The sequence below is a fragment of the Sedimentimonas flavescens genome (assembly GCF_019264375.1).
GTDB classification, from domain to species: domain Bacteria; phylum Pseudomonadota; class Alphaproteobacteria; order Rhodobacterales; family Rhodobacteraceae; genus Rhodobacter; species Rhodobacter flavescens.
This window is the reverse complement of sequence record NZ_JAHVAI010000001.1, coordinates 191,595-215,915: the sequence shown is the minus strand read 5'-3', so window position 1 is coordinate 215,915 and position 24,321 is coordinate 191,595. Positions and strand designations below refer to the sequence as shown.

Sequence of the window (24,321 nt, the reverse complement as noted above, 5' to 3'; positions counted from 1 at the left end):
GGCCCCCGTCTAGCCGCGCCAGACGTCCTTGTGGATGATGACCTCGGCCTGCGGATAGGCCTCGATGATCGTGCGCTTGAGGCTGGCGGCGATCTCATGCGCGGCGTCGAGCGACTGCGCGCCATCGAGTTCGATATGCAGTTGCACGAAAATCTTGGCGCCTGCGGTGCGGGTCTTGAGGTCATGAAAGCCCATGACGCCCGGCCAGGTCCGGGCGATCCCGGCGATGCGGTCGATGATCTCCTGCGGGGCGGCGCGGTCCATCAGGGCGTGCCAAGCGGAAACGCCGATCTGCCCGGCGCCGCGCAGCATGATTGCCGCCGCGATCAGCGCGACAATGCTGTCCACCTTCGCCCAACCGAAGCGCGACGACAGCCACAGCGCCAGAATCGCGCCGATCGTGGGCAGCAGATCGCCCACATAATGCAGCATGTCGGCGGCAACGACCTTGTTTCCGGTCTTGCGCGCCACGCGGGCCTGCCAGGCGACCAGCCCCAGCGTCAGCGTCGCGGACAGCGCCATGACCAGGATGCCCGCTCCTTCGGCCGCCAGCGCCTGTGGCTCTTGTGAAAGCAGCCGCCCGCCCGCCGCAATGGCAATGGCGATAGCCGAGACGCTGACGAACAGCGCCTGCCCAAGCGAGGCCAGATCTTCGACAGAGGAATGGCCGAAGGCATGATCGTCATCGGCCGGCCGCGCGGCATAGATGATCGCCCCCAGGCCCGCGCCCGAGATCAGCAGATCCATCGCGGAATCGGCCAGCGAAGCGGCGATCGACAGCGCCCCCGTTGCCCAAAGCGCCCAGAGCTTCATGCCCACCAGAACAACCGCCACCGAGACCGAGGCAAGCCCCGCGGACAGGTTCAGCCGTGTCTGAGCGTCGTTATAGGACATTGTCTGTATCCGGGGCAGTCCCGGCTCCGCCTGAGGTCTGCGGTTCGGTTAGTCGCGCAACTCATCCGGGGCAACCCCCCAAATCGCGGTCTTGGGCACCCAGCCATCGGCATTCTCGGCGCTGATCTCGCACCAATTGCGATTGCAGTCGCCAAGCCGCGCGATGGCGCCTGCCTCGGCCCGCGCCACGACCGCAGATTTCTCGTCGGGGCGGGCGTGCAGGTTGGTCTGATCTTCCTCGACGATGACAGAGCGCACGCCCGACAGCAGCGAATAGTGGATCCAGCCGCCCGCGCCATCGCGATCTTCGACGCGGCGCCAGTTGCTGAATTCGGCGGTAACGCGCAGCGGCATCCCTTCATGGGTGAAGACCCAGTCGATGCGGTGGCCAAGCGAGGGGCCGCGCCGGGCGTTGCCCTCGGAGCTTTTCAGCGAGACGAAGCGCGGAACCGGCAGGTTGGTCACCGGACCGCGTCCGTTCTGGTTCGCGACAGCCTGTGCCACGGCCAGCGCGTCAGGGGGCGTTTCGTCCTCTTCCTGCGCTGCGACCGGCCCGGTCGTCATCAGGGAAACCAACACCAAGCCGTAAAAGCTTCTTCTCCAGATCGCCTGCATTTCCGTTCCGCCCAAAAAGCACGCCGTCAGGCGTCCTGAAAAATCGCCCGCGCAAGAAAATTGCGCTAACACGATAAAAAACGCCATTTCTGCTCTCTCGAGGCCTTGTGTCTCGCCCCGTTGGAGGTCACTTTGCACCCAAGCACAGGCGTTTGGAAGAGAGAGGAGCCCAACCATGCCCGCACCGCGGCTGAGTGTTGTCGTGACGCGACGGTTGCCCGAGGTCGTCGAGACCCGGATGAAAGAGTTGTTCGATGTCGAGCTGCGTGAGGACGACACGCCGATGGCCCGCGAAGAGCTGGTCGAGGCGATGACCCGCGCGGATGTTCTCGTGCCGACGCTGACCGATCATATTGATGCCAACATGCTTGCGCGCGCCGGAGAACGGCTGCGCCTGATCGCCAACTTTGGAGCGGGCGTGGACCATATCGACGTCGCCTCGGCGCGCCAGCGCGGGGTTCTGGTGTCCAACACGCCCGGCGTGGTGACCGAAGACACCGCCGATATGGTGATGGCGCTGATGCTGGGCGTGACCCGCCGCATCCCCGAGGGGCTGGCCGTAATGCAGGCCGGCGAATGGGCTGGCTGGTCGCCCACCGCCTTCCTGGGCGGGCGCATCGGCGGCAAGCGTCTTGGTATCCTGGGGATGGGGCGAATCGGTCAGGCCGTTGCCCGCCGCGCCAAGGCTTTCGGGATGCAGATCCACTATCACAACCGCCGCCGCCTGCGCCCCGAGATTGAGGAGGAGCTGGAGGCAACCTACTGGGACAGCATCGATCAGATGGTTGCCCGGATGGACGTGATCTCGGTCAACTGCCCGCATACGCCCTCGACCTTCCACCTGCTCAACGCGCGGCGTCTGAAGATGCTCAAGCCCACGGCGGTGGTGGTGAACACCTCGCGTGGCGAGGTCATCGACGAGAACGCGCTGGTGCGCGGCCTGAAGGCAGGCGAGATCGCCGGGGCGGGCCTCGATGTGTTCGAGCATGGCTCCGAGATGAACCCCGACCTGCGCACGCTGCCCAATGTCGTGCTGCTGCCGCACATGGGTTCGGCCACGGTTGAAGGCCGCGCCGAGATGGGCGAGAAGGTGATCGTGAACATCAAGACCTTCGCGGACGGCCACCGTCCGCCGGATCTGGTGGTACCCGGGATGATCTGACGCGAAGGACCAAGGACATGCGCCAAGAGAGTTTGACCCTGGCGCTTGTCCTTGCAGCCTATTTCGCGCTGCAGGTTACGCTGCGGATCTGGATTGGCACGGGCCTGCAACTTGACGAGGCCGAACTTGTCATGCGCGCGCAGGAGTTTCACTGGGGCTACGGGCCCCAGTTGCCGCTATTCAACTGGCTGCAACTCCTGACCTTCAAGCTGATCGGTGTGAATATTGCGGCGCTGGCGATTGCCAAGAACGCCTGCCTGTGGCTGGGCTATATGCTTGCCTATCTGGCGCTTGCGCGGTTTGTGCCTAGTGGCGATGCCCGGCGCGCTCGGGTTGATGCTTTGGGCGCTTGAGGCCGGGCCCCGCCGCGCGGGCCGGGTGATTGCCGTGGCGGTAGGGGTTGTCGGCGTCGCGGTGACGATCGGGATCTTCGTGGTCTTCGGGTTGAAGCCCTCGCGGCTGAGCTATGATTTTACGCCGCTGCGCGCTGAGATTTCGGCCATTCTCGCCGAAACCGCCGATCCGGGGATCGAACGGCTGACCGGTGCCGGTTGGCTGATGGGCAGCCTTGCGCTGCTGGAGCCTGACTGGCCGGTCAAGCGCCCGCCGCCGCTTGGCCCTGCGCTTGTTCCCGCCGCGCGTGTCGTTCAGTTGCGCGTAACAGAGGATGCCGAGGCGGGCGCTCCACCGCAGCCCGCCGCTATTCTTGAGCAAAGCCGCGCCGTCCGTGTGCCGGACCGGATCGACCCGCGTCAGGGCAGGAGTGTGATGGTCGAGATCTGGCGCCTTCCCTGACGCTGGCCCGCCGGCGAAGTGCATCAACGACGACTTCGTTTTCCCCGCATGTCGCTTTTTGCCCGCAAATGTCGGGCGCGTTTGCCCGTGGGTCTGTCACTCTGGCACAACGGATAAAAGCCATCTGCGGAGTCGCCCCATGAAAACCCATGTCAAAGCTTTGGTCGTCGGCGGCGGTGCCGTCGGTTGCTCGGTCGCCTATCATCTTGCGAAGGCGGGATGGGAGACCATGCTGGTCGAACGTGACGAACTGACCTCGGGTTCGACCTGGCACGCGGCTGGTCTGCTGCCGCTGTTCAACATGAGCTATGCGACAACGCATATCCACAAGTACTCAGTCGATCTCTACAAGACGCTGGAGGCGGAAACCGGACTGAACGCGGGCTTCTCGATCTGCGGCAACCTGCGTATGGCGCAGACGCAGGAGCGCATGGACGAATACATGCTCTATTCCTCGGTGGCCGAAACCGCCGAGGTATATCACGAGTTTCTGACCCCCGCGCAGATCAAGGAGCGCTGGCCGCTCGTGCGTACCGAAGACCTGAAGGGGGCCCTGTTCCACCCGCAGGACGGCTATATCAACCCCGCCGACGTGACGCAGGCGATGGCCAAGGGCGCGCGTCAGCGTGGCGTCGATATCGTGCGCAAGCTGCAAGTGAATGCCTATCGCTGGACCGGCAGCGAATGGGTGGTGACGCTGGAAAAGATGATCGAGAAGGGTGGCAATCTGGTTGGATCGGGCGAGTTGATCGACGTCCATGCCGAGCATGTCGTGACCGCGACGGGCAACCACGCGCAGCGCACCGCGCGCCTTCTGGGTATCAAGATCCCCGCGATTCCGGTCGAACACCAGTTTATCGTGACCGAGCCCGATCCGGCCCTTCAGGCCTGGCGCGCGGCGGGCAACCCCGAGCACCCGGTGCTGCGCGATGCTGACGCCAAGTGGTACGTGCGCGAAGAGCGTGGCGGCTGGATCCTTGGCCCCTATGAGCGCGGCGCCCCCGCACGATTCCTGTACGACGTGCCGCAGACCTTCCGCGCCGATCTCTTCCCGCTCGATCTTGAGCGGATCGAAGAGGAATACATGTCGATGATCCACCGCATCCCGACCTCGGAAACGGTGGGCCTGAAGGACGATTTCAACGGCCCGATCTGCTACACCCCCGATGGCAACCCGCTGGTCGGTCCGGCGCCGGGGCTGCGCAACATGTGGCTGGCCGAGGGTTTCAGTTTTGGCATCACCGCCGCGGGCGGCACCGGCTATTACCTTGCGCAGATGATGGTCGAGGGCGAGGCCGAGATCGACATGGCGTCGCTGGACCCCAAGCGGTACGGCAACTGGATGACCACCGAATACGCGGCGCGCAAGAACGAGGAATGCTACGAGCACGTCTTCATCCTGCACCACCCGGACGAAGAGCGCGAAGCCTGCCGCCCGCTGCGCACCGCACCCAACTATGACCGCCAGCTCGCCCTTGGTGCGCAGATGGGGCAGGTGAACGGCTGGGAGCGTCCGAACTATTACGGTCCGCTCGATGCTCCGGCCGATTTCGATCACAACTCGCGCAGCTTCCGCCGGGGTGCGTGGTGGCAATATGCCAGGTCCGAGGCCGAGGCGGTCCGCGAGACTGCGGGCATCATCGACGCGACAGCCTTTACCAAGCATCTCGTGCGCGGCCCCGGTGCGACCGCTTTCCTCGATCACTTCACCTGCAACAAGCTGCCGAAGGTCGGGCGCATCAACCTGACCTATGCGCTGACGGATGCGGGCACCACGCGCACTGAATATACGATCGTGCGCCTGAAAGAGGACGAGTACTACCTGATCTCGGCCGGTGCCTGGACCGCCTATGACGCGGATTTCCTGCTCAAATCCATCGAGAATTTCCGCGCGGCGGGCGGCGATTATGTCGATTGCCACGACATCACGACCCAATGGGGCGTGTTCGCGCTGGCCGGGCCGAATGCGCGTGCGATCCTGAATGAGATCGTCAAGGACGCCTACCCGGAGACGGTGCTGTCGAACAAGCGGTTCCCCTGGCTGAGCTATCGCGACATTGAACTGGGTATGTGCCCGGTGCGCGCGGTACGCGTGGCCTATACGGGCGAACTGGGCTGGGAATTGCACCACCCCATCGAGATGGGGCGCTACCTGTGGGATCTGATCTGGTCCGTGGGGCAGAAGCATGGCCTCAAGCCCGTTGGTGCGCGCGCCCAGAACTGGCTGCGCCAGGAGAAATCCTACCGCGCCTTTGGCACCGAACTTGGCCGCGACGCGACGCCGCTTGAGGCCGGTTTGGACCGCTTCGTCGATCTCGAGAAGGACTTCCGCGGCAAGCAGGCGATGCTCGACCTCGGCATCCGTTCGAAATGCGTCACCCTGCTGATCGACGGACCTGCCGATACCGATCCGTGGGGCAAGGAGGCGATCTTGCTCAATGGCGAAAAGGTCGGGCGCCTGACCTCGGGCGGTTGGTCAGTGGCCTTCGGCAAGCAGATCGGCATGGGCTATGTGCGCCCCGATCTGGCCGAGCCGGGAACCAGGCTCAAGGTCAAGATCCAGCTCATGGAATGGGATGCCGTGGTGACCGAGGATAGCCCACACGACCCTGCCAACGCGCGTATCCGCGTGGACGGTTAAGGCCTGCTACTCACGGGCCTGGCGCTGCGTGCAGCGCCGCAAGCGCGAGGGGCAACCCTCGCGCTTGGCGTTGATCAAAGGCGCCGGGTGGCCAGCCAGTTCATCCAGGCTTCGGGCGACCCCGCGAAGGTGTTGATATCGACCGTGCCGCCTACACCCGGCACGACCCCGGTGCCGGTATATTGCCAGAACGACCACTGCTCGCCGGGGTAACGCTCAGTGGGATGCGCTGCGACCGAGCGCAGCCAGAACTCGTAGCCGTCCAACGAGCCGAGGGCGTTTTCCTCGTAGAAATCTGGCGTGGTGTAGATCACCGGGCGCGCACCGTAGTGCTGCGTCACGATCTCGAGGAAGCGTCGCATCTCGGCCTGAACGGTTGCGGGCGAGGGGGTGCGCTTGCAGGTGCGCGACTGGTGGTTCCACTCGATATCCAGAACGGGGGGCAAGTCGCCCGCCACGCGCGGCACGTTGCGGATGTACCAGTTTGCCTGCTCTTCGGGCGAGCGGCAGAAATAGTAGAAGTGATAGCCGCCCACCGGCACACCCGCCGCCCGCGCGGCCTGCGCGTTCAGCTGGAAGCCCGGATCGACCCAGTCGCCGCCCTCGGTCGCCTTGAGCCAGGCAAAGTTCACCCCGGCGGCATTGGCCTCGGGCCAGTTGATGCGACCCTGATAACGCGCGGCATCGATGCCATGCACCGGGTAGTGGGCGGGGGTCAGCCCTTCCCATTCGTGTGGATCGGTATCGCCGAAATGCGAAGGCACACCGAAGGCACGATAGTTCGACGCACTCAGATGCGCCGGGGCCATCATCTGACCCGTTCGCGGGCCGCTATCCCCGCCACACCCCGCCAGGGCAAGGGCGGCAACGCCCGCCGTAAGAACCGATTTGATCCACATGAGACTGCTCCCTCATGACTATTTTGGAGCAGAATCGCGCAGAATCGGGTCGCTGTCACGGGGTGTTGCACCTTGCCGGCAAATTCTCGCGTGGGGATTACCCGCGCGGAGGGCCGAAATCCGCCGTCGTCAGCACATTATCGCCGTTGCGGTCGCGCATCCGGAACCAGTTGGCCGAGCCATTGACGAATTCCGCTGTCGTGATGATGCCGTCGCGATTGGCATCAAGGCCGCGCATCTCCTCGGCGGCCGACCGGTCTAACCCGCCCTGATGACCCATCTGCCCGCCGCGACCCATGCCTTTGCCCTTACCCATCGAGCCGTTCATGCCCTCCGGCCGGTTGCGGCCCGGCCCCATGCCCGCCTCGCGCTGCAACTGCTTGTGCTCGTCCATCCCGGCGATCTCGGTCGCCGAAAGCTTGCCGTCGCTGTTCTCGTCGAACATGGCGAAGATATTCGCGCGCTGCTCGCGCACCTCGGCCAAAGAGACGCCGCCGTTCGAGTCCAGATCCCACTGGTTCATGAAATCCGCGCCCGGCGTGAAATCCTGCGCCTGCGCGAGGCCCGCGCCGAGAACCAGAGCGGTGGTGAGTGTCATCAAGCGTTTCATGGCATGTGCCTTTCCCAAGCATGTTTGCCGATGAAACGCGAAAGCCCGCGCCTTCCGGCGCGGGCCTGTCAACGTGTCGCAGGGGATCAGGCTTTTGCGGCCAGCTCGTCCCAGCAGGCCAGCGCGTGACCGGCATACATGACGCCCGGGCCACCAGCCATCTGGATCGCCATGGCCAACACGTCGCCCAGTTCCTCGCGCGTGCCGCCGGCTTTCATCAGGGCTTCGGTGTGGAACATGATGCAGGGTTCGCAGCGCTGCACGACCGCCATACCGAGCGCGATGAATTCCTTGGTTTTCAGGTCCAGCGGGCCGTTGTCCTTCACGGCTTTCGACAGCACGCCGAAGCCTTGCGTGGCATCGGGAATGGTCTTGTACATCACGCGAAGCTCGTTGCGCATGTCATCGAGTTTGGCTTTGTAGCTCATGGCGTTCTCCTATCCGAGTTCCCCTCCCACATGCCTGAGTCGCCTGCGCGAGGCCTTGACCTGTATCAATCATATGCGCGGGGATGAATGTTTGCGCGGCGGAGGCACACGCTGCGCCAGAACATGCGCGTCATCGCGGCGGAACTGGCCCGACTCGGGGCGCGCGCGTAGGCTGTGGGTAATCGGCCGATGGAGGGTGCGATGAAAGCGATTATGGCTCTGGGACTGGTTCTGATGCTGGCCGCTTGCGGGGATGGTATTCCGCTGGTTCCGTTTATCTGAGCCAAAGACGAAAGCGCGCCGGGAGGCGTCTTTGACCGCTTTCCGTGTTCTGTTGGTGAGGTCGCGGGAAGGCGCTTGTTGCCCTCGGGGAGTGACCGCACAACAGCTCGATCCAGCTTTGACGATCGTAGCGGGAACGAAAAAGGCGGCCCGAGGGGCCGCCTTTCATAATCTGTGTGTCTGCGCTTACGCCTGCAGCGGACGCACGTCGATTTCCCCTTCCGCGCGGGACTTCATCGCGGCGACGGCGGCGATGGAGGCGGCGGCGGTGGTGAAATAGGGGATCTTGTCGTAAAGCGCCACGGCGCGGATGTCGCGGCTGTCCGAGATCGACTGGTTGCCCTCGGTCGTGTTCAGCACCAGCTGGATGTCGCCGTTCTTCAGGCGGTCAACGATGTTCGGGCGGCCTTCATAGACCTTGTTGACGGCCTCGGCTTCGATGCCTGCCTCTTTCAGCCAGACGGCGGTGCCGCGGGTGGCGACAAGGGCAAAGCCCATCGCGATCAGCTCGCGCGCGGCCTCGGCCAGTTCGTCCGACTTGTCGCTATCTTTGACCGAGAGGAACACGCGGCCCTCTTCGGGCAGGTTGGTGCCTGCGCCAAGCTGCGCCTTGAGGAAGGCGCGCGGGAAGTTGCGGTCCCAGCCCATGACCTCACCGGTCGAACGCATTTCCGGCCCGAGTAGCGTATCGACGCCCGGGAAACGGGCGAAGGGCAGGACGGCCTCTTTGACCGAGAACCACGGCGTGTTCGGATCGGCCAGCGTCAGCGGGTCGGCGAAGGGCAGGGGGGTCTCGGGGCCAACGCCCGCCGGGTAGGGCGCGCGCTGCGGGAAGTTTGCCATCGGCTCACCCGCCATCAGACGCGCGGCGATCGAGGCGATGGCCGAGTCGGTGGCCTTGGCGACGAAGGGCACGGTGCGCGAGGCGCGCGGGTTGACTTCGAGCACGTAGATCTCGCCGTCCTTGATCGCGAACTGCACGTTCATCAGGCCAACTACGCCAAGCGCCAGCGCCATCTTTTCGGTCTGCGCCTTGAGTTCGGCGATGGTCTCGGCCGAGAGCGAGTAGGGCGGCAGCGAACAGGCCGAGTCGCCCGAGTGGACGCCCGCCTCTTCGATGTGCTGCATGATGCCCGCGACATGCACGGTCTGCCCATCCGAGAGCGCGTCGACGTCCACCTCGATTGCGCCCGACAGGTAGCTGTCGAGCAGCACCGGGCTGTCGCCCGAAACGACCACGGCGTTGGTGATGTAGCGCTTGAGCTGGTCGAGGTCGCGCACGATCTCCATCGCGCGGCCGCCCAGAACGTAGGAGGGCCGGATCACCAGCGGGTAGCCCACGCGGCCCGCGATCTCGAAGGCCTCGGCGTCGCTATGCGCGATGCCGTTGACCGGCTGCTTGAGGTCGAGATCGTTGAGCAGCTTCTGGAAGCGCTCGCGGTCCTCGGCCAGGTCGATGGCGTCGGGGGTGGTGCCCAGGATCGGGATGCCTTCGGCTTCGAGCGCGTTCGCCAGTTTCAGCGGCGTCTGGCCGCCGAACTGCACGATCACGCCGTGCAGCGTGCCGTTTTCCTGCTCGACGCGCAGGATTTCGAGCACCGATTCCAGCGTCAGCGGTTCGAAATAGAGGCGGTCCGAGGTGTCGTAGTCGGTGGACACGGTCTCGGGGTTGCAGTTGACCATGATGGTCTCATAGCCCGCCTTGGTCAGCGCGAAACAGGCGTGGCAGCAGCAATAGTCGAACTCGATCCCTTGGCCGATGCGGTTGGGGCCGCCGCCAAGGATGACGACTTTCTTGCGGTCCGAGGGGCGGGCCTCGCATTCCACGTCGCCCATCGCAGGGGCTTCGTAGGTGGAATACATGTAGGGGGTCTGGGCCTCGAACTCGGCGGCGCAGGTGTCGATGCGCTTGAACACCGCCTTGACGCCGAGGTTACGGCGGGCGCGGCGCACCTGCGCCTCGTCACGGCCGGTCAGCTTGGCCAGACGGGCATCGGTAAAGCCCATCATCTTGAGTTTGCGCAGCCCGTCTTCGGTCAGCGGCAGGCCATGCTTGCGCACTTCGGCCTCGGCGTCGATGATTTCGCGGATGCGGGCCAGGAACCACGGGTCGAAGGCGGTCGCGGCGACGATCTCGTCATCGCTCAGGCCGTGGCGCATGGCTTGCGCGATCAGGCGCAGGCGGTCCGGGGTCTGCGAGGAGATCGCCTTGACGATCGCGGCCTTGTCGGGTGCGCCGTGGATCTCGATCTCGTCGAAGCCCGACAGGCCGGTCTCCATCGAGGCCAGCGCCTTCTGCACCGATTCGTGGAAGGTGCGGCCGATGGCCATGGCCTCGCCCACCGATTTCATTGCGGTGGTCAGCTCAGCCTTGGAGCCGGGGAACTTCTCAAACGCAAAGCGCGGGATCTTGGTGACGACATAGTCGATGGTCGGCTCGAAGCTGGCCGGCGTGACCTTGGTGATGTCGTTGTCCAGCTCATCGAGCGTGTAGCCCACGGCCAGTTTCGCGGCGATCTTGGCGATCGGGAAGCCGGTGGCTTTCGACGCCAGCGCCGAGGAGCGCGACACGCGCGGGTTCATCTCGATCACGACCATGCGGCCGTCTTTCGGGTTGATTGCCCATTGCACGTTCGAGCCGCCGGTTTCCACGCCGATCTCGCGCAGCACGGCGATCGAGCCGTTGCGCATGATCTGGTATTCCTTGTCGGTCAGCGTCAGCGCGGGCGCGATGGTGATCGAGTCGCCGGTATGCACGCCCATCGGATCGATGTTCTCGATCGAGCAGACGATGATGGCGTTGTCGGCTTTGTCGCGCACAACCTCCATCTCGTATTCTTTCCAGCCGAGGAGCGATTCATCGACAAGGATCTGCGCCATCGGCGAGGCGTCGAGACCTGAGCGGCAGATGCGCTCGTAATCGTCACGGTTATAGGCGACGCCGCCGCCGGTGCCGCCAAGGGTGAAGGCGGGGCGGATGATCGCGGGCAGGCCGATATGCTCAAGATCCGCCATCGCCTGCGCGACGCCGGCGTTGATGTCATACTTGCCATTGGGCAGTTTCGGCGCGGCGACGATGGTGGCCTTGGGGTTCTCGATGCCAAGGCGGTCCATCGCCTCGCGGAACAGCTTGCGGTCTTCGGCCATCTCGATGGCCTCGCGCTTGGCGCCGATCATCTCGACGCCGAATTTCTCCAGCACACCCATGTCGGCAAGGGCGAGCGAGGTGTTCAGGCCGGTCTGGCCGCCCATGGTGGGCAGCAGCGCGTCCGGGCGCTCTTTCTCGATGATCTTGGCGACGACCTCGGGGGTGATCGGCTCGATATAGGTGGCGTCGGCCATCTCCGGGTCGGTCATGATCGTAGCCGGGTTCGAGTTGACCAGGATGACGCGGTAGCCCTCTTCGCGCAGGGCTTTGCAGGCCTGGGCGCCCGAGTAGTCGAACTCGCAGGCCTGGCCGATTACAATGGGCCCTGCGCCGATGATGAGGATGGACTTGATGTCGGTTCTCTTCGGCATGGTGGACCCCTTGATTCTGTTCGGCAGCACTATAGGCGGAGTCTTGTCCAGGCTCCGCGCAAATTGGTGGGGGTTATAGTCAGCTTGGCACGGGGTGCAAGGGCGAAAGGCACCCCGTTTGCGTCATTCGCCGCGCGGCTGGCGGATCAACGCAACGAAGGTGGCGGCGAGGGCGGCGGACCAGCCTAGAACCATGCTCCAGCCGTAGATCGCGAGGCCCTGCTGCAATGGGCCAAAGCGCAGCAGGAGCTCCGAAGAGTTGAGTGCGGCCATGGCTGCCAGAAGGGCCAGGGTCGGTGCGCGGCCCAGTCCGAAGCCAAGCGCCGGAAGCAGCAAGAGCGGCAGTTCGAGGTAATGCAGCCACGACAGCGGGCCGAACAGGAAGAGCGCCACGGACAGGCCAAGGGCGACCAGCGTGAGCGCATGGGCCGAGTGGCGTTTGCGCGCCGCAAGCGCCACGGGAAGAGCGATGCCAAGCGCCAGCAGCGCTGCCAGAAGCCCCGTCCATCGCGGCATGATCAGGACGGTGACATTGCCTGCGCCTTGGGTCAGCGGCTCGACCAGACCGAACTGGCTGGCGATATCCAGCATCAGAATGCGCAGCGAAGGGTTCACCATGCCCCAGACGGATTTGTCCGAGGCGAGATCAAGTTGCGCAAGGAAGGCGCGGTGCAGTGGCCAGCCCATCAACGCAACCGAGGTCAGCGCCAGCGCGCCCCCGGTCAGCACCATCGCGACGATGGCGCGCGGGCGGCGGGCCTGCACGAAAAGCGCGGCGAACAGGATCGGGTAAGCTTGATCGCCGCTGCAAGCGCCAGGACAGCCCCCGCACATGCGGGCGCGCGTCGGATCAGCCAGATGGCCAGCAGCGTGAAAAAGGTAACCGTGATCGTGGGCTGGTTGAGCGACAGGAGCGCGAAGCCCGGCGCGGTCTGCGTCAGAACCAGAAGCGCCCAGATGATAAAGCCAGCAAAGGGTAGAAAGGCCGGGCGGGCCAGACGCTCGGCCAGCAGGATGGAACCCGCGATCATTGCCAGATGCACCGCAAGCACCAGATCGAAGAACGCTTGCGGCGCAAGGACGCGCGTCAGGGGTGCGGCCAGCCCCGCCCAAAGCGGCGGGTAGATATAGGGATAGGCGGGCTGATCCGGGGCAAGGCCGAGAGCAGTGTGCAACCCCTCCCACGCTGGCGGGGTGCCGCCGAAAAACAGGGGCGGGGCGGCGTAGATCAGCTCGGGCTGGCCGCTGGCGTGGAAATGCCCTGCGAACCAGAGTGCAGCGAGGTCATTGGCCCATGCGCCCTGAAACTCGCCCCAGGCCCAGACGAGCCAGAGCACCAGAAGCGCATAGCCGACCGCGCGATCGACCTGCGAGGGGCGCGCGGGCGCGGCGGTGAGGGGCGGGGTCAGGCTCATAGGCGTACCGGATCTGGATTTATCCGTGTTAGGGGGCAAATCTGACGACATTAGGGCGATTGTCCGCGAAGCGGAAAGAATGCGCGCGCCATGCGCTCGACGTGAGAGTGCGCAAATACGCGTGAGAGCGCCGCGAAGCGGGGCGATTTTCACCCATTTGCTTGACTTCCGCGCCTCCAAGCTGTGTATCGGGCCGACTGACGCCAATGCCCGTTGAAAGGGAACGATGATGCACGCCTATCGCAGCCATTCCTGCGCCGCGCTTACCGCCGCCAATGCCGGTGAAACTGTCCGCCTCTCGGGCTGGGTCCATCGGGTGCGAGATCATGGCGGCGTGCTGTTCATCGACCTGCGCGACCACTACGGCATCACCCAGGTGCTGTGCGACGGCGACTCGGCCGCGTTCAAGGAACTGGAGAAGGTTCGCGCCGAATGGGTCATCCGCATCGACGGCACCGTCAAGCTGCGTGACGCGAGCCTTGTGAACGCCAAGATCCCGACCGGCGAGATCGAGGTCTACGTCCGTGAGGTCGAGGTTCTGGGCGCCGTCGATGGCGAACTGCCGCTGCCGGTCTTCGGCGATCAGGACTACCCCGAGGAAACGCGTCTGGCCTACCGTTTCCTCGACCTGCGCCGCGACAGCCTGCACAACAAGATGATGCTGCGCTCGAACGTGGTGCGTTCCATTCGCAACCGCATGTGGGACATCGGGTTCAACGAATACCAGACGCCGATCATCACGGCCTCCTCGCCGGAGGGCGCGCGCGACTTCCTCGTGCCGTCGCGCCTGCATCCGGGCAAGTTCTACGCGCTGCCGCAGGCGCCGCAGCAGTTCAAGCAGCTGATTATGGTGGCGGGCTTTGATCGCTACTTCCAGATCGCGCCCTGCTTCCGTGACGAAGACCCGCGCGCCGACCGCTCGCCCACCGATTTCTACCAGCTCGACCTCGAAATGAGCTTCGTGACGCAGGAAGACGTGTTCAACGCGGTTCAGCCGGTGATCCAGGGCCTGTTCGAGGAATTCGGCAATGGCAAGACCGTCGATCCCGACTGGCCGCTGATCCCCTATGCCGAGTCGCTGCTGAAATACGGCTCGGACAAGCCCGACCTGCGCAACCCGATCGAGATGCAGATCGTGAGCGAGCATTTCGCGGGCTCGGGCTTTGCGATCTTCGCCAAGCTGCTGGAGCAGGAAGGCACCGAGATCCGCGCGATTCCCGCGCCCACCGGCGGCTCGCGCAAGTTCTGCGACCGGATGAACGCCTTCGCGCAAAGCCAGGGCCTGCCGGGCATGGGCTATATCTTCTGGCGCAAGGGCGACAACGGCGAGATGGAGGCCGCAGGCCCGCTGGCCAAGAACATCGGCCCCGAGCGCACCGAGGCGATCCGTGTTCAACTGGGTCTGGGCGAGGGCGACGCGGCCTTCTTCCTGGGCGGCAAGCCCGAGGCCTTCGAGGCAATCGCTGGCCGCGCCCGTAACGAGATCAGCAAAGAACTCGGCCTGACCGAAGAGGGCGTGTTCAAATTCGCCTGGATCGTCGATTTCCCGATGTATGAGAAGGATGACGAGGGCAAGATCGACTTCTCGCACAACCCGTTCTCGATGCCGCAGGGCGGGCTTGAGGCGCTGTCGGGCGACCCGCTCAAGGTGCTGGGCTACCAGTATGACCTGGCCTGCAACGGCTACGAACTCGTGTCGGGCGCGATCCGGAACCACAAGCTTGAGATCATGTACAAGGCCTTCGAACTGGCGGGCTACCCCGCGTCCGAGGTCGAGAAGCGTTTCGGCGGCATGGTCAAGGCGTTCAAATACGGCGCGCCTCCGCACGGCGGTTGCGCCGCGGGCATCGACCGGATCGTCATGCTGCTGGCCGATGAGATCAACATCCGCGAGGTCATCATGTTCCCGATGAACCAGCGCGCCGAAGACCTGATGATGGGCGCCCCGTCGGAGCCAACGAACGAACAGATGCGCGAGCTGCGCCTGCGGGCTCTGCCCAAGGAAGCGTAAGCACCCTGACAGAAACGAAAAGGCGCGCCGTGAAGACGGCGCGCCTTTTCAGTTTGCGCAGGGAGGACGGATCAGCCTGTCGCCAGACGAAGGGCCATCGCGCTGATAGAGACCGTCAGAGCGACAAGCCCGATGGCGAACATGGCCCGATGCGAACGATCGACAAGACGGTGATCGGTAAACAGGCGGCGGGCGTGGTGTTTCATCGGCTGATCCTCAGGAGGGAGTAGGATCAGGCTGCCCCCGGATTGCGGCAGCTTTTGGAAGGCAATCGCACGCTTTGGGGGCAATTGCGTGTCGGCTCGGCGCAGGCTAGCCTGCGTGGGAACCCCGGGGAGGCGGCGATGCAGCACAAGAAATTCGGCGAGGAACTGACAGGCTGGACGCCCCCGCGCACCCCCGATGCGGCGGTGATGGAGGGGCGCTACGTGCGGCTGGAGCGTCTGGCCTGGACCCATGCAGACCCGCTTTACCGCGCGAACTCCGCCGATGACGCGATCTGGGATTACCTGCCCTATGGCCCGTTCCATTCCGAGGTGCCCTTCATTCGTTGGGTGCAGGATATGGCCGGGCAGAGCGATCCGTTCTTCTACGCGCTGCGCGACAAGGCGAGCGGGCAGGTGGGCGGCGTGATGTCCTACCTGCGGATCACGCCCGCGGCGGGCTCGATCGAACTGGGGCATATCAACCTCTCGCCGCGATTGCAGCGCACCCGTGCCGCGACCGAGGCGATGATGCTGATGATCGGCTGGGCCTTCGAGGCGGGCTACCGGCGGTTTGAGTGGAAATGCGACGCGCTGAACATCCCCTCGCGCCGCGCGGCGCAACGGCTGGGGCTGAGCTATGAGGGCGTCTTCCGCCAGGCGACGGTTGTGAAGGGGCGCAATCGCGACACTGCCTGGTTTGCCGCCATCGACAAGGAATGGCCGGGGCTGAAGGCCGCCTATGACGCCTGGCTCGCGCCCTCCAACTTCGACGCCGAGGGGCAGCAGATTGAGCGCTTGGGCGATCTGACCCGGTTGGTGCGGGTCAGTTCCGATCCTGTGCTGGGCACGGATTAAAAGGCCGCCCGCTCGGACAGGCGCGCATTCACAACGCTGCTGAGCCGCGCCACGGCGGCGGGCGAGGGCGCGCGCTCAAGCGCCGAGGCCGCATCGGCCAGCGCCGCATCATGCGCGGCCCGCGCGACGCCGGTCAGGAATTGCGCGACATAGCCGAGCCGCGCGGCCTCGGGCGGTTCACGTAGTGCATCGGCCATCTGGCTGAGATCGTCTTGCAGGGCGAGGGGATCGGGGATCAGCGGCGCCTCGTCGATCCGGCGCGGGCCGGCGTGGCGCGCATGATCGGGTAGCCCGGCCAGGATCGTGTTCTGAAACAGCGCAAGGCTCTCGATCGGTTTTTCCAGGAACCCGTCTGCCCCGGCGGCCATTGCCAAGGCCGCACTCCCGGCATCGCCCGAGATGCCGAAGACCGCAGGTGCGGAGGTAGCCTTGATCTGGGCGATCAACTCATCCCCCGATCCGTCGGGCAGCCCGAGATCCACGATCACCACATTGGGGCGATAGGTCTGCAAATGCCGCCGCGCCGCGCGCAGGCAATCGGCCCGGCGGATGCGCGCGCCCGATCGCAGGCACATCAGGCGCAACGCCTCGCAGGCAAAGCGGCTGTCTTCGACCACCAGCACGGTCAGCCCGGCCAGCGGGCGCTCGGCCGAGGCGGAGCGTTTGGCAAGAAAGCTTGAGAGATCGTCGGACATGGGACCACCCCGGCAGAGGAATCACGGTTATCGGCCCAGTAAGGACCGTGTTTGCCTAACGCTTGGTTAAGGCTGCTACCGCTCGCAGCGCTTGCATCGTGGCCTGCCCGCCCCTAAAGCGGAAGGCGAGGAAAATGGAGGCCCACCATGATCGGACGTTTGAACCATGTCGCCATCGCCGTGCCTGACCTTGAGGCAGCCTCGGCGAAATACCGTGAGACCCTTGGCGCGAAGGTAAATCCGCCGCAAGACGAACCCGATCACGGCGTGACCGTGGTCTTCATCGAGCTGCCGAACACCAAGATCGAGCTGCTCTACCCGCTTGGGGAAAACTCGCCCATCGCGGGTTTCCTGGAAAAGAACCCCTCGGGCGGCATCCACCATATGTGCTTTGAGGTCGATGACATCCTGGCCGCGCGCGACCAGCTCAAGGCCGGGGGCGCGCGCGTCCTTGGCACTGGCGAGCCGAAGATCGGCGCGCATGGCAAGCCCGTGCTGTTCCTGCACCCCAAAGACTTCAACGGCTGCCTGATCGAGCTGGAGCAGGTCTGATGAACCTGACCGGCGGCATCGTCCTTTTCGCCGTGATCTGGTTCATGGTGTTCTTCGTGGTGCTGCCGATCCGGTTCCAAAGCCAGGAGGAGGCAGGGCATGTCGTGCCGGGCACGCCCGCCTCGGCTCCGCATGACGCGAACCTGAAGAAGAAGGCGCTGATCACGACCGGCATCGCCGTGGTGCTCTGGGGCGTTATCGCTTCGATCATCCTGTCTGGGGTGATCTCGGTGCGCGATCTCGACTGGTTCGGGCGCATCAAGAACTGAGCGCTTTTGATCTTTTTTCAGCAGGGCCGGGATTATTCCCGGCCCTGTGTCGTTTTCCTTGTGGTCCAGACAGGGAGATGACCATGAAACGAGCGATGATGACGATGGCTGTGGTGCTGGCTGCTGGCATGGCGCAAGCCGATCCGGCGATGGTGGCCGAGACCGCCAAGGGCCAGACGCTGGTCGATGCGGCGGGCATGACGCTGTACACCTTCGACAAGGATGCCGATGGCAAGTCGGCCTGCAATGGCGGTTGCGCCGCGAACTGGCCTCCGCTGGTGGCCGAAGAGGGCGTGATGGCCGAGGGCGCGTGGTCGGTGATCACCCGTGACGACGGTGCGAAACAGTGGGCCTACGACGGTAAACCGCTGTACACTTGGGTCAAGGATACCAAACCGGGCGATGTGACGGGCGACGGGTTCAACGGCGTCTGGCATGTTGCGCAGCCCTGACGAAAGGGGGCGGCGCCCGCGTGGCGCCGCCCGAATCCCATGCGACAGGCCCGCAAACGTCATCTGATCGAGGCGCAGATCCCCGCCCTGCGCCGCTTTGCCTATGCGCTGGCGCGCGATGGGGCGCTGGCCGATGACCTCGTGCAGGATTGCCTTGAACGGGCCTTGTCGCGCTGGCATCTGCTGCGCACCGGCCCCGAGTTACGGGCCTGGCTGTTTCGTGTGCTGCGCAACCTGCATATCGACATGCTACGGGCGCGCGGGCGGCGTGGGGCGGTGACGCTGGACGAGGCGCCGGAGCCCGCCCATCCGGGCAGCGCCGAGAGCGCGCTGGAACTGGCCGAGGTGTTGCGCGTGCTCTGGACTTTGCCGCTTGATCAGCGCGAGGCGATTTTGCTGATCGGCGTTGAGGATTTCAGCTACGAAGACGCCGCGCGGATCCTTGAGGTGCCGGTGGGCACGCTGATGTCGCGGCTGGCGCGCGGCAGGGCGGCCCTGCGCGCCGCGACCGGGCGGGAAGGCGGCGGGCGGCCGAACTTGCGGAGAGTGAAATGACCAGAGATGCGGCCATGACCGAGGACAACCTGCAACGCTATATCGACGGTCGCCTTGATCCCGCGCGGGCCGAGGCGGTGCGGCGTGCTTTGGCAGATAACCCGGCGCTGGCAGCCGAGGTCGAAGGCCAGATCGCCGATCGCGCCGCCCTGCGCAACGCGCTGGCGGGCCGCGCGGCCGAGCCGGTGCCCGAACGGCTGCGCCTGCCACCGCCCGCTACCGGGGGCATGGCCCGCATGGCTGCCGCCGCCGCAATCTTTGCTGTAGGGATCGGCCTTGGCTGGGGCCTTGGCCGCGACTGGGGCGTCGAGCATCCGCTGCCCTCGGGCATCCGTGTGGCGCAAAATGAATCCGCGCTCGCACAAGAGGCCCGCGTGGCCCATGCGGTCTATGCCGTCGAGGTGGTTCACCCGGTCGAGGTCCGCGCCGAAGAGCGCGAGCACCTGATGGCGTGGTTGTCCAAACGGCTCGGGCGCAAGCTTTCAGCCCCGGACCTGAGCGCGCATGGGTTCGAGCTGGTGGGCGGGCGGCTTCTGCCCGCAGGCACCGGCCCCGCCGCGCAATTGATGTATGAAGATGCCTCGGGCCTGCGCGCGACGATCTACATCACCGCGATGTCCGGCGACGAAAGCGCCTTTCGCTACAGCCGCAGCGCCGAGGGGGTGTCGAGCCTTGCCTGGCTCGACGAGGGCTACGGCTGCGCCATCTCGGCGCCGCTCGACCGTGCGCAGCTTTGGCCGCTGGCCGAGGCCACCTACGAGGCGCTGGCGCTTTAGCGCCGGCGCAGCGCGTGGAAAAGGTGGGTGAAGGTTGCGGCCCCCACCACTGGAACGGCAAGGTTCACCAGCGGCACCGACAGCGGCACCGCCATCAGCGCCCCGGCCACCCAGATCGTGGTACGGTTGTGCTCATAAAGCGCTTTGGCCTCGTCACGGTGCATTCGGCGGAAAGCCGCCATCTGGAAATATTCGCGCCCGAGCAGGTAGCCGTTGAGGCCGAAGAACAGGAACGGCGCCAGTGGGATGACGAAGGGGTAGATCATCAGCGCCACAAGGTTTGCCGCCACGATCACGCCGAAAAAGCGCAAGGTGTCGCCGAAAGTCTCGGCCAGCGTCAGTTTTCGAACGGCGGGCAGGTTGGAGTAATGCGCATCCTCGACGATCTCGGCCACGTCTTCCAGGAAGAAGCCGGTGAAGATCGAAGCCACCGGTACCATCAGAAACACCGACAGCACCAGCATCAGCCCGATCGAGGCGAAGGATAGCGCGCTGTCCACCCAGCCGATCTCACCGATCCAGGGCAGGGTGATCGTGTCGGGAACGAAGAAGCCGATCAGTTGCACCAGCACCAGCCACAGCGTCACCAGAAGCGCCAGCGCAAGCCCGATGCCCTTGAGCAGCACCTTCATCGAGCCGGGCCGGAACAGATCCGCCCAACCGGTCAGAAAACTTTGAAAGATCATGCCTCTACCCAGGTAATAATCTGGCCCATGTCGGGGCGGGGGCGTTCCGGGGGCGTTGCGCCCTCGGTGCCGATATGCACAAGGCCCGCGACCCATTCGCCCTCTTGCAGGCCAAAGGCCGAAGCGGCGAAATCGCGATCATGCGCGACCCATCCGGTCAGCCAGCCTGCGCCCCAACCGGCGGCAAGGGCTGCGCTGAGCAACCCGTAACAGGCGGCGCCAACCGAGAGCGTCTGCTCGATTTGCGGCACCTTGTCGGTCGGGCGCGGGACCGAGATCACGGCGACACACAGTGGGCTGTCGGCGAACTGGTTGATCCCCTTGGCGGAGGTTGCCTCGTCGATCCCCTTGGCCGCGGCATAGGCGCCGGCGTCACCCGCCAGCCGCTCCAGTGCAGGGCGTTCGAGCACGACAAAGCGCCAGGGCTCAAGCTTGCCATGATCCGGCACGCGGGCTGCGGCGGTCAGCAACTCGGTCAGTTCCGCGCGCTCCGGCGCGGGGGCTTTGAGCGTCTTCGGCGGGCGCGAGCGGCGCGTCAACAGGAAGCGCAACACCTCGTCATTGCGGGTGGCGGGGTTCACGGTGCCCGGGGCGATCTCCATCGCGACTCTCCTTCTGTTGCCCCCCATATCGGGGCGGCGTGGAAGGAATGCAACGGCCTAGAGGGCGAATTCGCGCGCCAGATCCGCCAGATAGCGCGAGGTCTCGTCGATCCAGCGCATGGTGGGCTGGCGTGCGCCGATCGTGTCGCCCAAGGGGTCGGGAACGCGGATGGTGCTGCCCGACAGCTCCTCCAGCACGGCATGGCCGCAGAAGGGCACATGGACCTCGGAGTAACCGCCCTCATGGGTCAGGATCAGCCGGTCGTGGCACAGCGTCTCGGCCGCGTGCATGGCGCGTCGGGTCAGGCGGCGGAAGCTTTCGGCACGCAAGAGCATGCGCCCTAAAGGGTCCATGGCCGAGGCGTCGAAGCCGCAGGCGATGATGATCGCCTCGGGGCGGTGCCGGGCCAGCGCGGGCGCGACGATCCGGTCCCAGGCTTCAAGGTAGCTTTCCTCGCCGGTACCGGGGGGCAGGGGGATATTGATATTGCTGCCCTCGACCCCGCGTACCCGCGCCGAGCCGGTATCGAGCGGATAGTTCCACTCTTGATGCAGCGAGATCGTCAGCACTTCGGGGTCGTCAAGGAACACCGCCTCGGTCCCGTTGCCGTGATGCACATCCCAATCGACCACGGCAAAGCGGCGCGCAAGGCCCGCCGCCTGCGCTGCCCGGATCGCCACGGCGATGTTGTTCATAAGGCAAAAACCGTTGGGCCAGTCGGGCAGGCAATGATGCCCCGGCGGGCGCGAAAGCGCATAGGCATTGCGCGCCCGCCCCTCAAGCACCGCGAAAGTCGCGGCCTTCGTCAGTCCTGCCGAAAGGGCGGCGATCTCATATCCGCCCGGCCCGAACGGCGTGCGCAACCCCAACTCGCCGCCACCTGCATCGGAGGCAGCCTTGAACGCATCAAGATAAGAGACCGGATGCACCCGTAACAGATCCTCGCGGCTGGCCTCGGCGCCCGATCCCGCGTCGATCTCGGCCATCAACCCCGACACGCGCAACAGGTTCACCAGCCGACGCTTGGTCTCGGGGTTCTCGGGCAAACCGCCGCCGGGCTGCACAAAACCGCCCACCGGCAGGGTCAGCGCGTAATTCCCGCCGCCATGCCAAAAACAGCGCTCGTCATGAAAGAAGGCGGTGCGCATGGCGGTATCCTTTTCGTCGGGGCGCGGTCAGGCTATGCACGAAACCATGACCGACCTGAGCCACCTTGCCAAGCCCGGCGCCGAGATCGCGCTGCGCGTCACACCCAAAGCCTCGCGCAACCAGATCGTCGCGGCCGAGGACGGGTTGCGCGCCTATGTCACCGTGGTGCCCGAGGACGGCAAGGCCAATGCGGAGGTCACGAAACTGCTGGCCAAGGCCCTCGGCGTCGCCAAATCGCGCCTGACGCTTATCCGCGGCCAGACCGCACGCGACAAGGTCTTCCGGCTCGACTAAACCGCCAGCCCTTCTTCTTGGCCAAAATACCTCGGGGGTGAGGCGCCGCGCGCCGAGGGGGCAGCGCCCCCTATTCCTTCTTTTCGACCTGGCGCAGCCGATAGACGCCTTCGGGCAGGTTCAGCGCCGCCGCCAGCTCGCGCAGCTGCGCATGGGAAAAGACGATGCGCTGGACCTGATCGGTCTGATCGTCAACCTGCTCCAGCACCACGCAATCCTCGAAGGATTGAATGGTGATGTCCTCCTGCAGGTAGTCGCGCGGGTCGTCGCCCTCGTCCACAAGGGTGATCACGGTCGCGTCGAATTCGTGCTCGATGGTAAACATGTTCCGATGCTAGCCCGCCCCGCAAAGACGCGAAAGGGGGAACATTTTGGTGAACGCGGTCCCGGGCCATTGCTTCGCTGCTCTGCGGCGATAGAATTCGCGCGCTGATTTCCCGGAGGCTTCATGCAGACCCTGATCGCCCGCGCTTGCATCCTGCTTGCCCTGTCCGTCCTGACGGCCTGTGTCCCGACGGAACCTGCGCGCGCGCCCTTGCAAAGCTACGCGGCGGACGATCTGCCCTCACCCGAGCAGGCGGCGAACAATTTCATCTCGGTCGCCCGCAAGATGGAGCCGCAGATCGAGGCTGAGTGCTATGCCCGCACCCGCGGGCGCAATTGCGACTATCAGATCGTGGTGGACGACCGCCCGACGACCGACCCGAACGCCTACCAGACGATCGATCGCGCGGGCCGCCCGGTGGTGGCCTTCAACCTTGCGCTGATTGCCAGCGCGCGGAACGTGGACGAACTCGCCTTCGTCATGGGCCACGAGGCCGCGCACCATATTGCGGGGCATCTTCAGTCGAAGGAACAGAACGCCATGGCCGGCGCCATGATCTTCGGCGCGCTGGCCGCCGCGACCGGGGCCGATAACGGCGTCGTCTCCCAGGTGCAGAATATCGGGGCGCAGGTCGGAAGCCGCACCTATTCGAAGGATTACGAGCTTCAGGCCGACCGTCTGGGCACGATCATCACCTGGAATGCGGGCTACGATCCGATGCGTGGCGCACAGTTCTTTGAGCGTATCCCCGATCCGGGCAATGTCTTCCTTGGCACGCACCCCGCAAACCACAAACGCATGGAGACCGTGCAGCGCACCGTCGCCGACCTGCGCGCCGGGCGCGTCTAGCGCGGCGCTTTGTGCGGCATTTGCCGGGCTTTTCAGTAGCACTCGGCGGCTTGCCGCCTCTGATTGCCGGTGCATCGCCGCCTTTGATCTGAATCATGGTTCGCCACAGGCTTCGGCCTGATCCTCGGCACAGATGTGACAGGAGGACGCGAGATGTTCGGAGTCGGGACGTTGAATCGGCACGCCGCCTTGATGAACCGCATGGCGGAGGTGATGGGCGTCGATCTGACCGATGCCATGGCCAAAAGCGTCCTGTCGGGCACCGAATGGCGCGATGCCGTGGTGCGCTGCACCGGCTGCTCGGATCCGGAGGGGTGCCTGCACTGGCTCTCGCAACAGGATGCGCCCGAGGACCACGACGGCGCTGCGACGGCAGGGGCGGCTCCTGGTTTTTGCAACAATCGTCTCCTGATGGGGCGGCTGCGCGCGGAACTTCTGGCACATGCGGAACAGGTCTGAGGCATCCACAGAGGGGGCAATCCGATGGGAGTTCAGGGAAATATCGATCTGCATTTCTGGATCACGCGGGGCATGGCGCGCCGGATGGGGGTCAACCTGACCCAGGCCATGCATGACGGCTGTCTGACACAGGCGGACTTCGCCGAGATGGTCGCGCGCTGCCGGGGTTGCAGCGGGGCGGCGGGGTGTCTGGCGTTCCTGTCAGAGCCGAATGCACAGGGCAGCGCGCCCGACTGGTGCTACAACGCAACGGTCCTGCGCGAGCTTTCGGAGTTGAACTAGGCACCCGTTTCGGGGCCGGTTTGATCGGTGGCGGGTGGTGCAA

General features: G+C 65.2%; 27 protein-coding genes and 1 pseudogene. 15 read left to right on the top strand and 13 right to left on the bottom strand.

The features are described from left to right. Positions 1 to 9: 9 nt before the first annotated feature. Together KTQ37_RS01170 and KTQ37_RS01165 are read right to left on the bottom strand one after the other, a co-directional pair. Positions 10 to 894, bottom strand: coding sequence for a cation diffusion facilitator family transporter (locus KTQ37_RS01170; RefSeq protein WP_218628632.1), 885 nt, complete (start codon positions 892 to 894; stop codon positions 10 to 12). A gap of 48 nt (positions 895 to 942) precedes the next feature. Next, positions 943 to 1,458, bottom strand: coding sequence for an SH3 domain-containing protein (locus tag KTQ37_RS01165; RefSeq protein WP_260012355.1), 516 nt, complete (start codon positions 1,456 to 1,458; stop codon positions 943 to 945). Between the two features lie 226 nt (positions 1,459 to 1,684). Here KTQ37_RS01165 and KTQ37_RS01160 point away from each other — a divergent pair, with 226 nt between their 5' ends. From KTQ37_RS01160 to KTQ37_RS01145, 4 genes are all read left to right on the top strand, one after another. After that, positions 1,685 to 2,671, top strand: a complete 987-nt coding sequence (locus tag KTQ37_RS01160) for a 2-hydroxyacid dehydrogenase (RefSeq protein ID WP_218628630.1) — start codon at positions 1,685 to 1,687, stop codon at positions 2,669 to 2,671. A 17-nt stretch (positions 2,672 to 2,688) separates the two neighbouring features. Continuing rightward, a complete protein-coding gene (locus tag KTQ37_RS01155) occupies positions 2,689 to 3,024 on the top strand; it encodes a hypothetical protein (RefSeq protein ID WP_218628629.1) in 336 nt (111 codons plus the stop codon). Then, positions 2,981 to 3,466 (top strand): hypothetical protein, encoded by a 486-nt coding sequence (locus KTQ37_RS01150; protein WP_218628628.1) that lies wholly within the window; start codon positions 2,981 to 2,983, stop codon positions 3,464 to 3,466. The genes KTQ37_RS01155 and KTQ37_RS01150 overlap by 44 nt, the downstream gene beginning before the upstream one ends. Positions 3,467 to 3,605: 139 nt before the next feature. Continuing rightward, the gene (locus tag KTQ37_RS01145) at positions 3,606 to 6,107 is read left to right on the top strand and encodes a GcvT family protein (RefSeq protein ID WP_218628627.1); all 2,502 of its coding nucleotides are present in this window, start codon (positions 3,606 to 3,608) and stop codon (positions 6,105 to 6,107) included. 74 nt (positions 6,108 to 6,181) lie between these two features. On the opposite strand, the gene KTQ37_RS01140 is transcribed toward KTQ37_RS01145, so the two are convergent. The 5 genes and pseudogenes from KTQ37_RS01140 to KTQ37_RS16690 all read right to left on the bottom strand — a co-directional run bounded on the left by KTQ37_RS01140 (position 6,182) and on the right by KTQ37_RS16690 (position 13,260). Beyond that, a complete protein-coding gene (locus KTQ37_RS01140; RefSeq protein ID WP_218628626.1) occupies positions 6,182 to 7,006 on the bottom strand; it encodes a GH25 family lysozyme in 825 nt (274 codons plus the stop codon). A 97-nt stretch (positions 7,007 to 7,103) separates the two neighbouring features. Continuing rightward, complete coding sequence (locus KTQ37_RS01135) at positions 7,104 to 7,616, bottom strand: EF-hand domain-containing protein (RefSeq protein WP_218628625.1); 513 nt, start codon at positions 7,614 to 7,616, stop codon at positions 7,104 to 7,106. An 86-nt stretch (positions 7,617 to 7,702) separates the two neighbouring features. After that, on the bottom strand, positions 7,703 to 8,044 hold the full coding sequence (locus KTQ37_RS01130; protein WP_218628624.1) for a carboxymuconolactone decarboxylase family protein: 342 nt from the start codon (positions 8,042 to 8,044) through the stop codon (positions 7,703 to 7,705). A gap of 468 nt (positions 8,045 to 8,512) precedes the next feature. Further along, positions 8,513 to 11,845 (bottom strand): carbamoyl-phosphate synthase large subunit, encoded by a 3,333-nt coding sequence (carB, locus tag KTQ37_RS01125; RefSeq protein WP_218628623.1) that lies wholly within the window; start codon positions 11,843 to 11,845, stop codon positions 8,513 to 8,515. Between the two features lie 123 nt (positions 11,846 to 11,968). Beyond that, positions 11,969 to 13,260, bottom strand: a pseudogene (locus KTQ37_RS16690) (glycosyltransferase family 87 protein). 229 nt (positions 13,261 to 13,489) lie between these two features. Between KTQ37_RS16690 and aspS the strand changes: the two are divergent. Continuing rightward, entirely contained in the window at positions 13,490 to 15,271 is a 1,782-nt protein-coding gene (gene aspS / locus KTQ37_RS01110; protein WP_218628989.1) for an aspartate--tRNA ligase, read from the top strand. A gap of 71 nt (positions 15,272 to 15,342) precedes the next feature. Here aspS and KTQ37_RS16835 read toward each other — a convergent pair whose 3' ends face one another. Next, positions 15,343 to 15,477: a hypothetical protein gene (locus tag KTQ37_RS16835; RefSeq protein WP_260012341.1), complete on the bottom strand. Its 135-nt coding sequence runs from the start codon at positions 15,475 to 15,477 to the stop codon at positions 15,343 to 15,345. Positions 15,478 to 15,615: 138 nt separating this feature from the next. Between KTQ37_RS16835 and KTQ37_RS01105 the strand changes: the two genes are divergently transcribed. Continuing rightward, positions 15,616 to 16,332 (top strand): GNAT family N-acetyltransferase, encoded by a 717-nt coding sequence (locus KTQ37_RS01105; protein WP_218628620.1) that lies wholly within the window; start codon positions 15,616 to 15,618, stop codon positions 16,330 to 16,332. Here the strand turns inward: KTQ37_RS01105 and KTQ37_RS01100 are convergent. Beyond that, positions 16,329 to 17,027 (bottom strand): response regulator, encoded by a 699-nt coding sequence (locus tag KTQ37_RS01100; RefSeq protein WP_218628619.1) that lies wholly within the window; start codon positions 17,025 to 17,027, stop codon positions 16,329 to 16,331. The two genes, KTQ37_RS01105 and KTQ37_RS01100, sit on opposite strands and share 4 nt — an antisense overlap. 147 nt (positions 17,028 to 17,174) lie before the next feature. On the opposite strand from KTQ37_RS01100, the gene mce reads away from it, so the two are divergent. The 5 genes from mce to KTQ37_RS01075 all read left to right on the top strand — a co-directional run bounded on the left by mce (position 17,175) and on the right by KTQ37_RS01075 (position 19,631). After that, a complete protein-coding gene (gene mce / locus KTQ37_RS01095; protein WP_218628618.1) occupies positions 17,175 to 17,579 on the top strand; it encodes a methylmalonyl-CoA epimerase in 405 nt (134 codons plus the stop codon). Then, entirely contained in the window at positions 17,579 to 17,848 is a 270-nt protein-coding gene (locus KTQ37_RS01090; protein ID WP_218628617.1) for a DUF1467 family protein, read from the top strand. The genes mce and KTQ37_RS01090 overlap by 1 nt, the downstream gene beginning before the upstream one ends. An 83-nt stretch (positions 17,849 to 17,931) precedes the next feature. After that, complete coding sequence (locus tag KTQ37_RS01085; RefSeq protein WP_218628616.1) at positions 17,932 to 18,300, top strand: COG4315 family predicted lipoprotein; 369 nt, start codon at positions 17,932 to 17,934, stop codon at positions 18,298 to 18,300. 39 nt (positions 18,301 to 18,339) lie between these two features. Next, positions 18,340 to 18,855 (top strand): sigma-70 family RNA polymerase sigma factor, encoded by a 516-nt coding sequence (locus tag KTQ37_RS01080; protein WP_218628615.1) that lies wholly within the window; start codon positions 18,340 to 18,342, stop codon positions 18,853 to 18,855. Further along, on the top strand, positions 18,852 to 19,631 hold the full coding sequence (locus tag KTQ37_RS01075) for an anti-sigma factor family protein (RefSeq protein WP_218628614.1): 780 nt from the start codon (positions 18,852 to 18,854) through the stop codon (positions 19,629 to 19,631). The genes KTQ37_RS01080 and KTQ37_RS01075 overlap by 4 nt, the downstream gene beginning before the upstream one ends. On the opposite strand, the gene KTQ37_RS01070 is transcribed toward KTQ37_RS01075, so the two are convergent. From KTQ37_RS01070 to KTQ37_RS01060, 3 genes are read right to left on the bottom strand one after another with little or no spacing between them, the layout of a single operon-like run. Beyond that, the gene (locus tag KTQ37_RS01070) at positions 19,628 to 20,317 is read right to left on the bottom strand and encodes an EI24 domain-containing protein (protein WP_218628613.1); all 690 of its coding nucleotides are present in this window, start codon (positions 20,315 to 20,317) and stop codon (positions 19,628 to 19,630) included. The two genes, KTQ37_RS01075 and KTQ37_RS01070, sit on opposite strands and share 4 nt — an antisense overlap. Then, entirely contained in the window at positions 20,314 to 20,919 is a 606-nt protein-coding gene (locus KTQ37_RS01065) for a nitroreductase family protein (protein ID WP_218628612.1), read from the bottom strand. Before KTQ37_RS01065 ends, KTQ37_RS01070 begins: the two co-directional genes overlap by 4 nt. A gap of 57 nt (positions 20,920 to 20,976) precedes the next feature. Further along, positions 20,977 to 22,068 carry a class II histone deacetylase gene (locus tag KTQ37_RS01060; RefSeq protein ID WP_218628611.1) on the bottom strand — a complete coding sequence of 364 codons (1,092 nt, stop codon included), beginning with the start codon at positions 22,066 to 22,068 and terminating at the stop codon, positions 20,977 to 20,979. A gap of 46 nt (positions 22,069 to 22,114) precedes the next feature. Here KTQ37_RS01060 and KTQ37_RS01055 point away from each other — a divergent pair, with 46 nt between their 5' ends. Further along, positions 22,115 to 22,363 carry a DUF167 domain-containing protein gene (locus KTQ37_RS01055; RefSeq protein WP_218628988.1) on the top strand — a complete coding sequence of 83 codons (249 nt, stop codon included), beginning with the start codon at positions 22,115 to 22,117 and terminating at the stop codon, positions 22,361 to 22,363. Between the two features lie 70 nt (positions 22,364 to 22,433). Here the strand turns inward: KTQ37_RS01055 and KTQ37_RS01050 are convergent, their stop codons facing one another. Beyond that, the gene (locus KTQ37_RS01050) at positions 22,434 to 22,688 is read right to left on the bottom strand and encodes a hypothetical protein (protein ID WP_218628610.1); all 255 of its coding nucleotides are present in this window, start codon (positions 22,686 to 22,688) and stop codon (positions 22,434 to 22,436) included. A 123-nt stretch (positions 22,689 to 22,811) separates the two neighbouring features. Between KTQ37_RS01050 and KTQ37_RS01045 the strand changes: the two genes are divergently transcribed. The 3 genes from KTQ37_RS01045 (at position 22,812) to KTQ37_RS01035 (ending at position 24,278) form a co-directional block, all read left to right on the top strand. After that, on the top strand, positions 22,812 to 23,537 hold the full coding sequence (locus tag KTQ37_RS01045; RefSeq protein WP_218628609.1) for a M48 family metalloprotease: 726 nt from the start codon (positions 22,812 to 22,814) through the stop codon (positions 23,535 to 23,537). 153 nt (positions 23,538 to 23,690) lie between these two features. Continuing rightward, positions 23,691 to 23,996, top strand: coding sequence for a DUF6455 family protein (locus KTQ37_RS01040; protein ID WP_218628608.1), 306 nt, complete (start codon positions 23,691 to 23,693; stop codon positions 23,994 to 23,996). A gap of 24 nt (positions 23,997 to 24,020) precedes the next feature. Continuing rightward, positions 24,021 to 24,278 (top strand): DUF6455 family protein, encoded by a 258-nt coding sequence (locus tag KTQ37_RS01035; RefSeq protein WP_218628607.1) that lies wholly within the window; start codon positions 24,021 to 24,023, stop codon positions 24,276 to 24,278. Positions 24,279 to 24,321 lie beyond the last annotated feature (43 nt).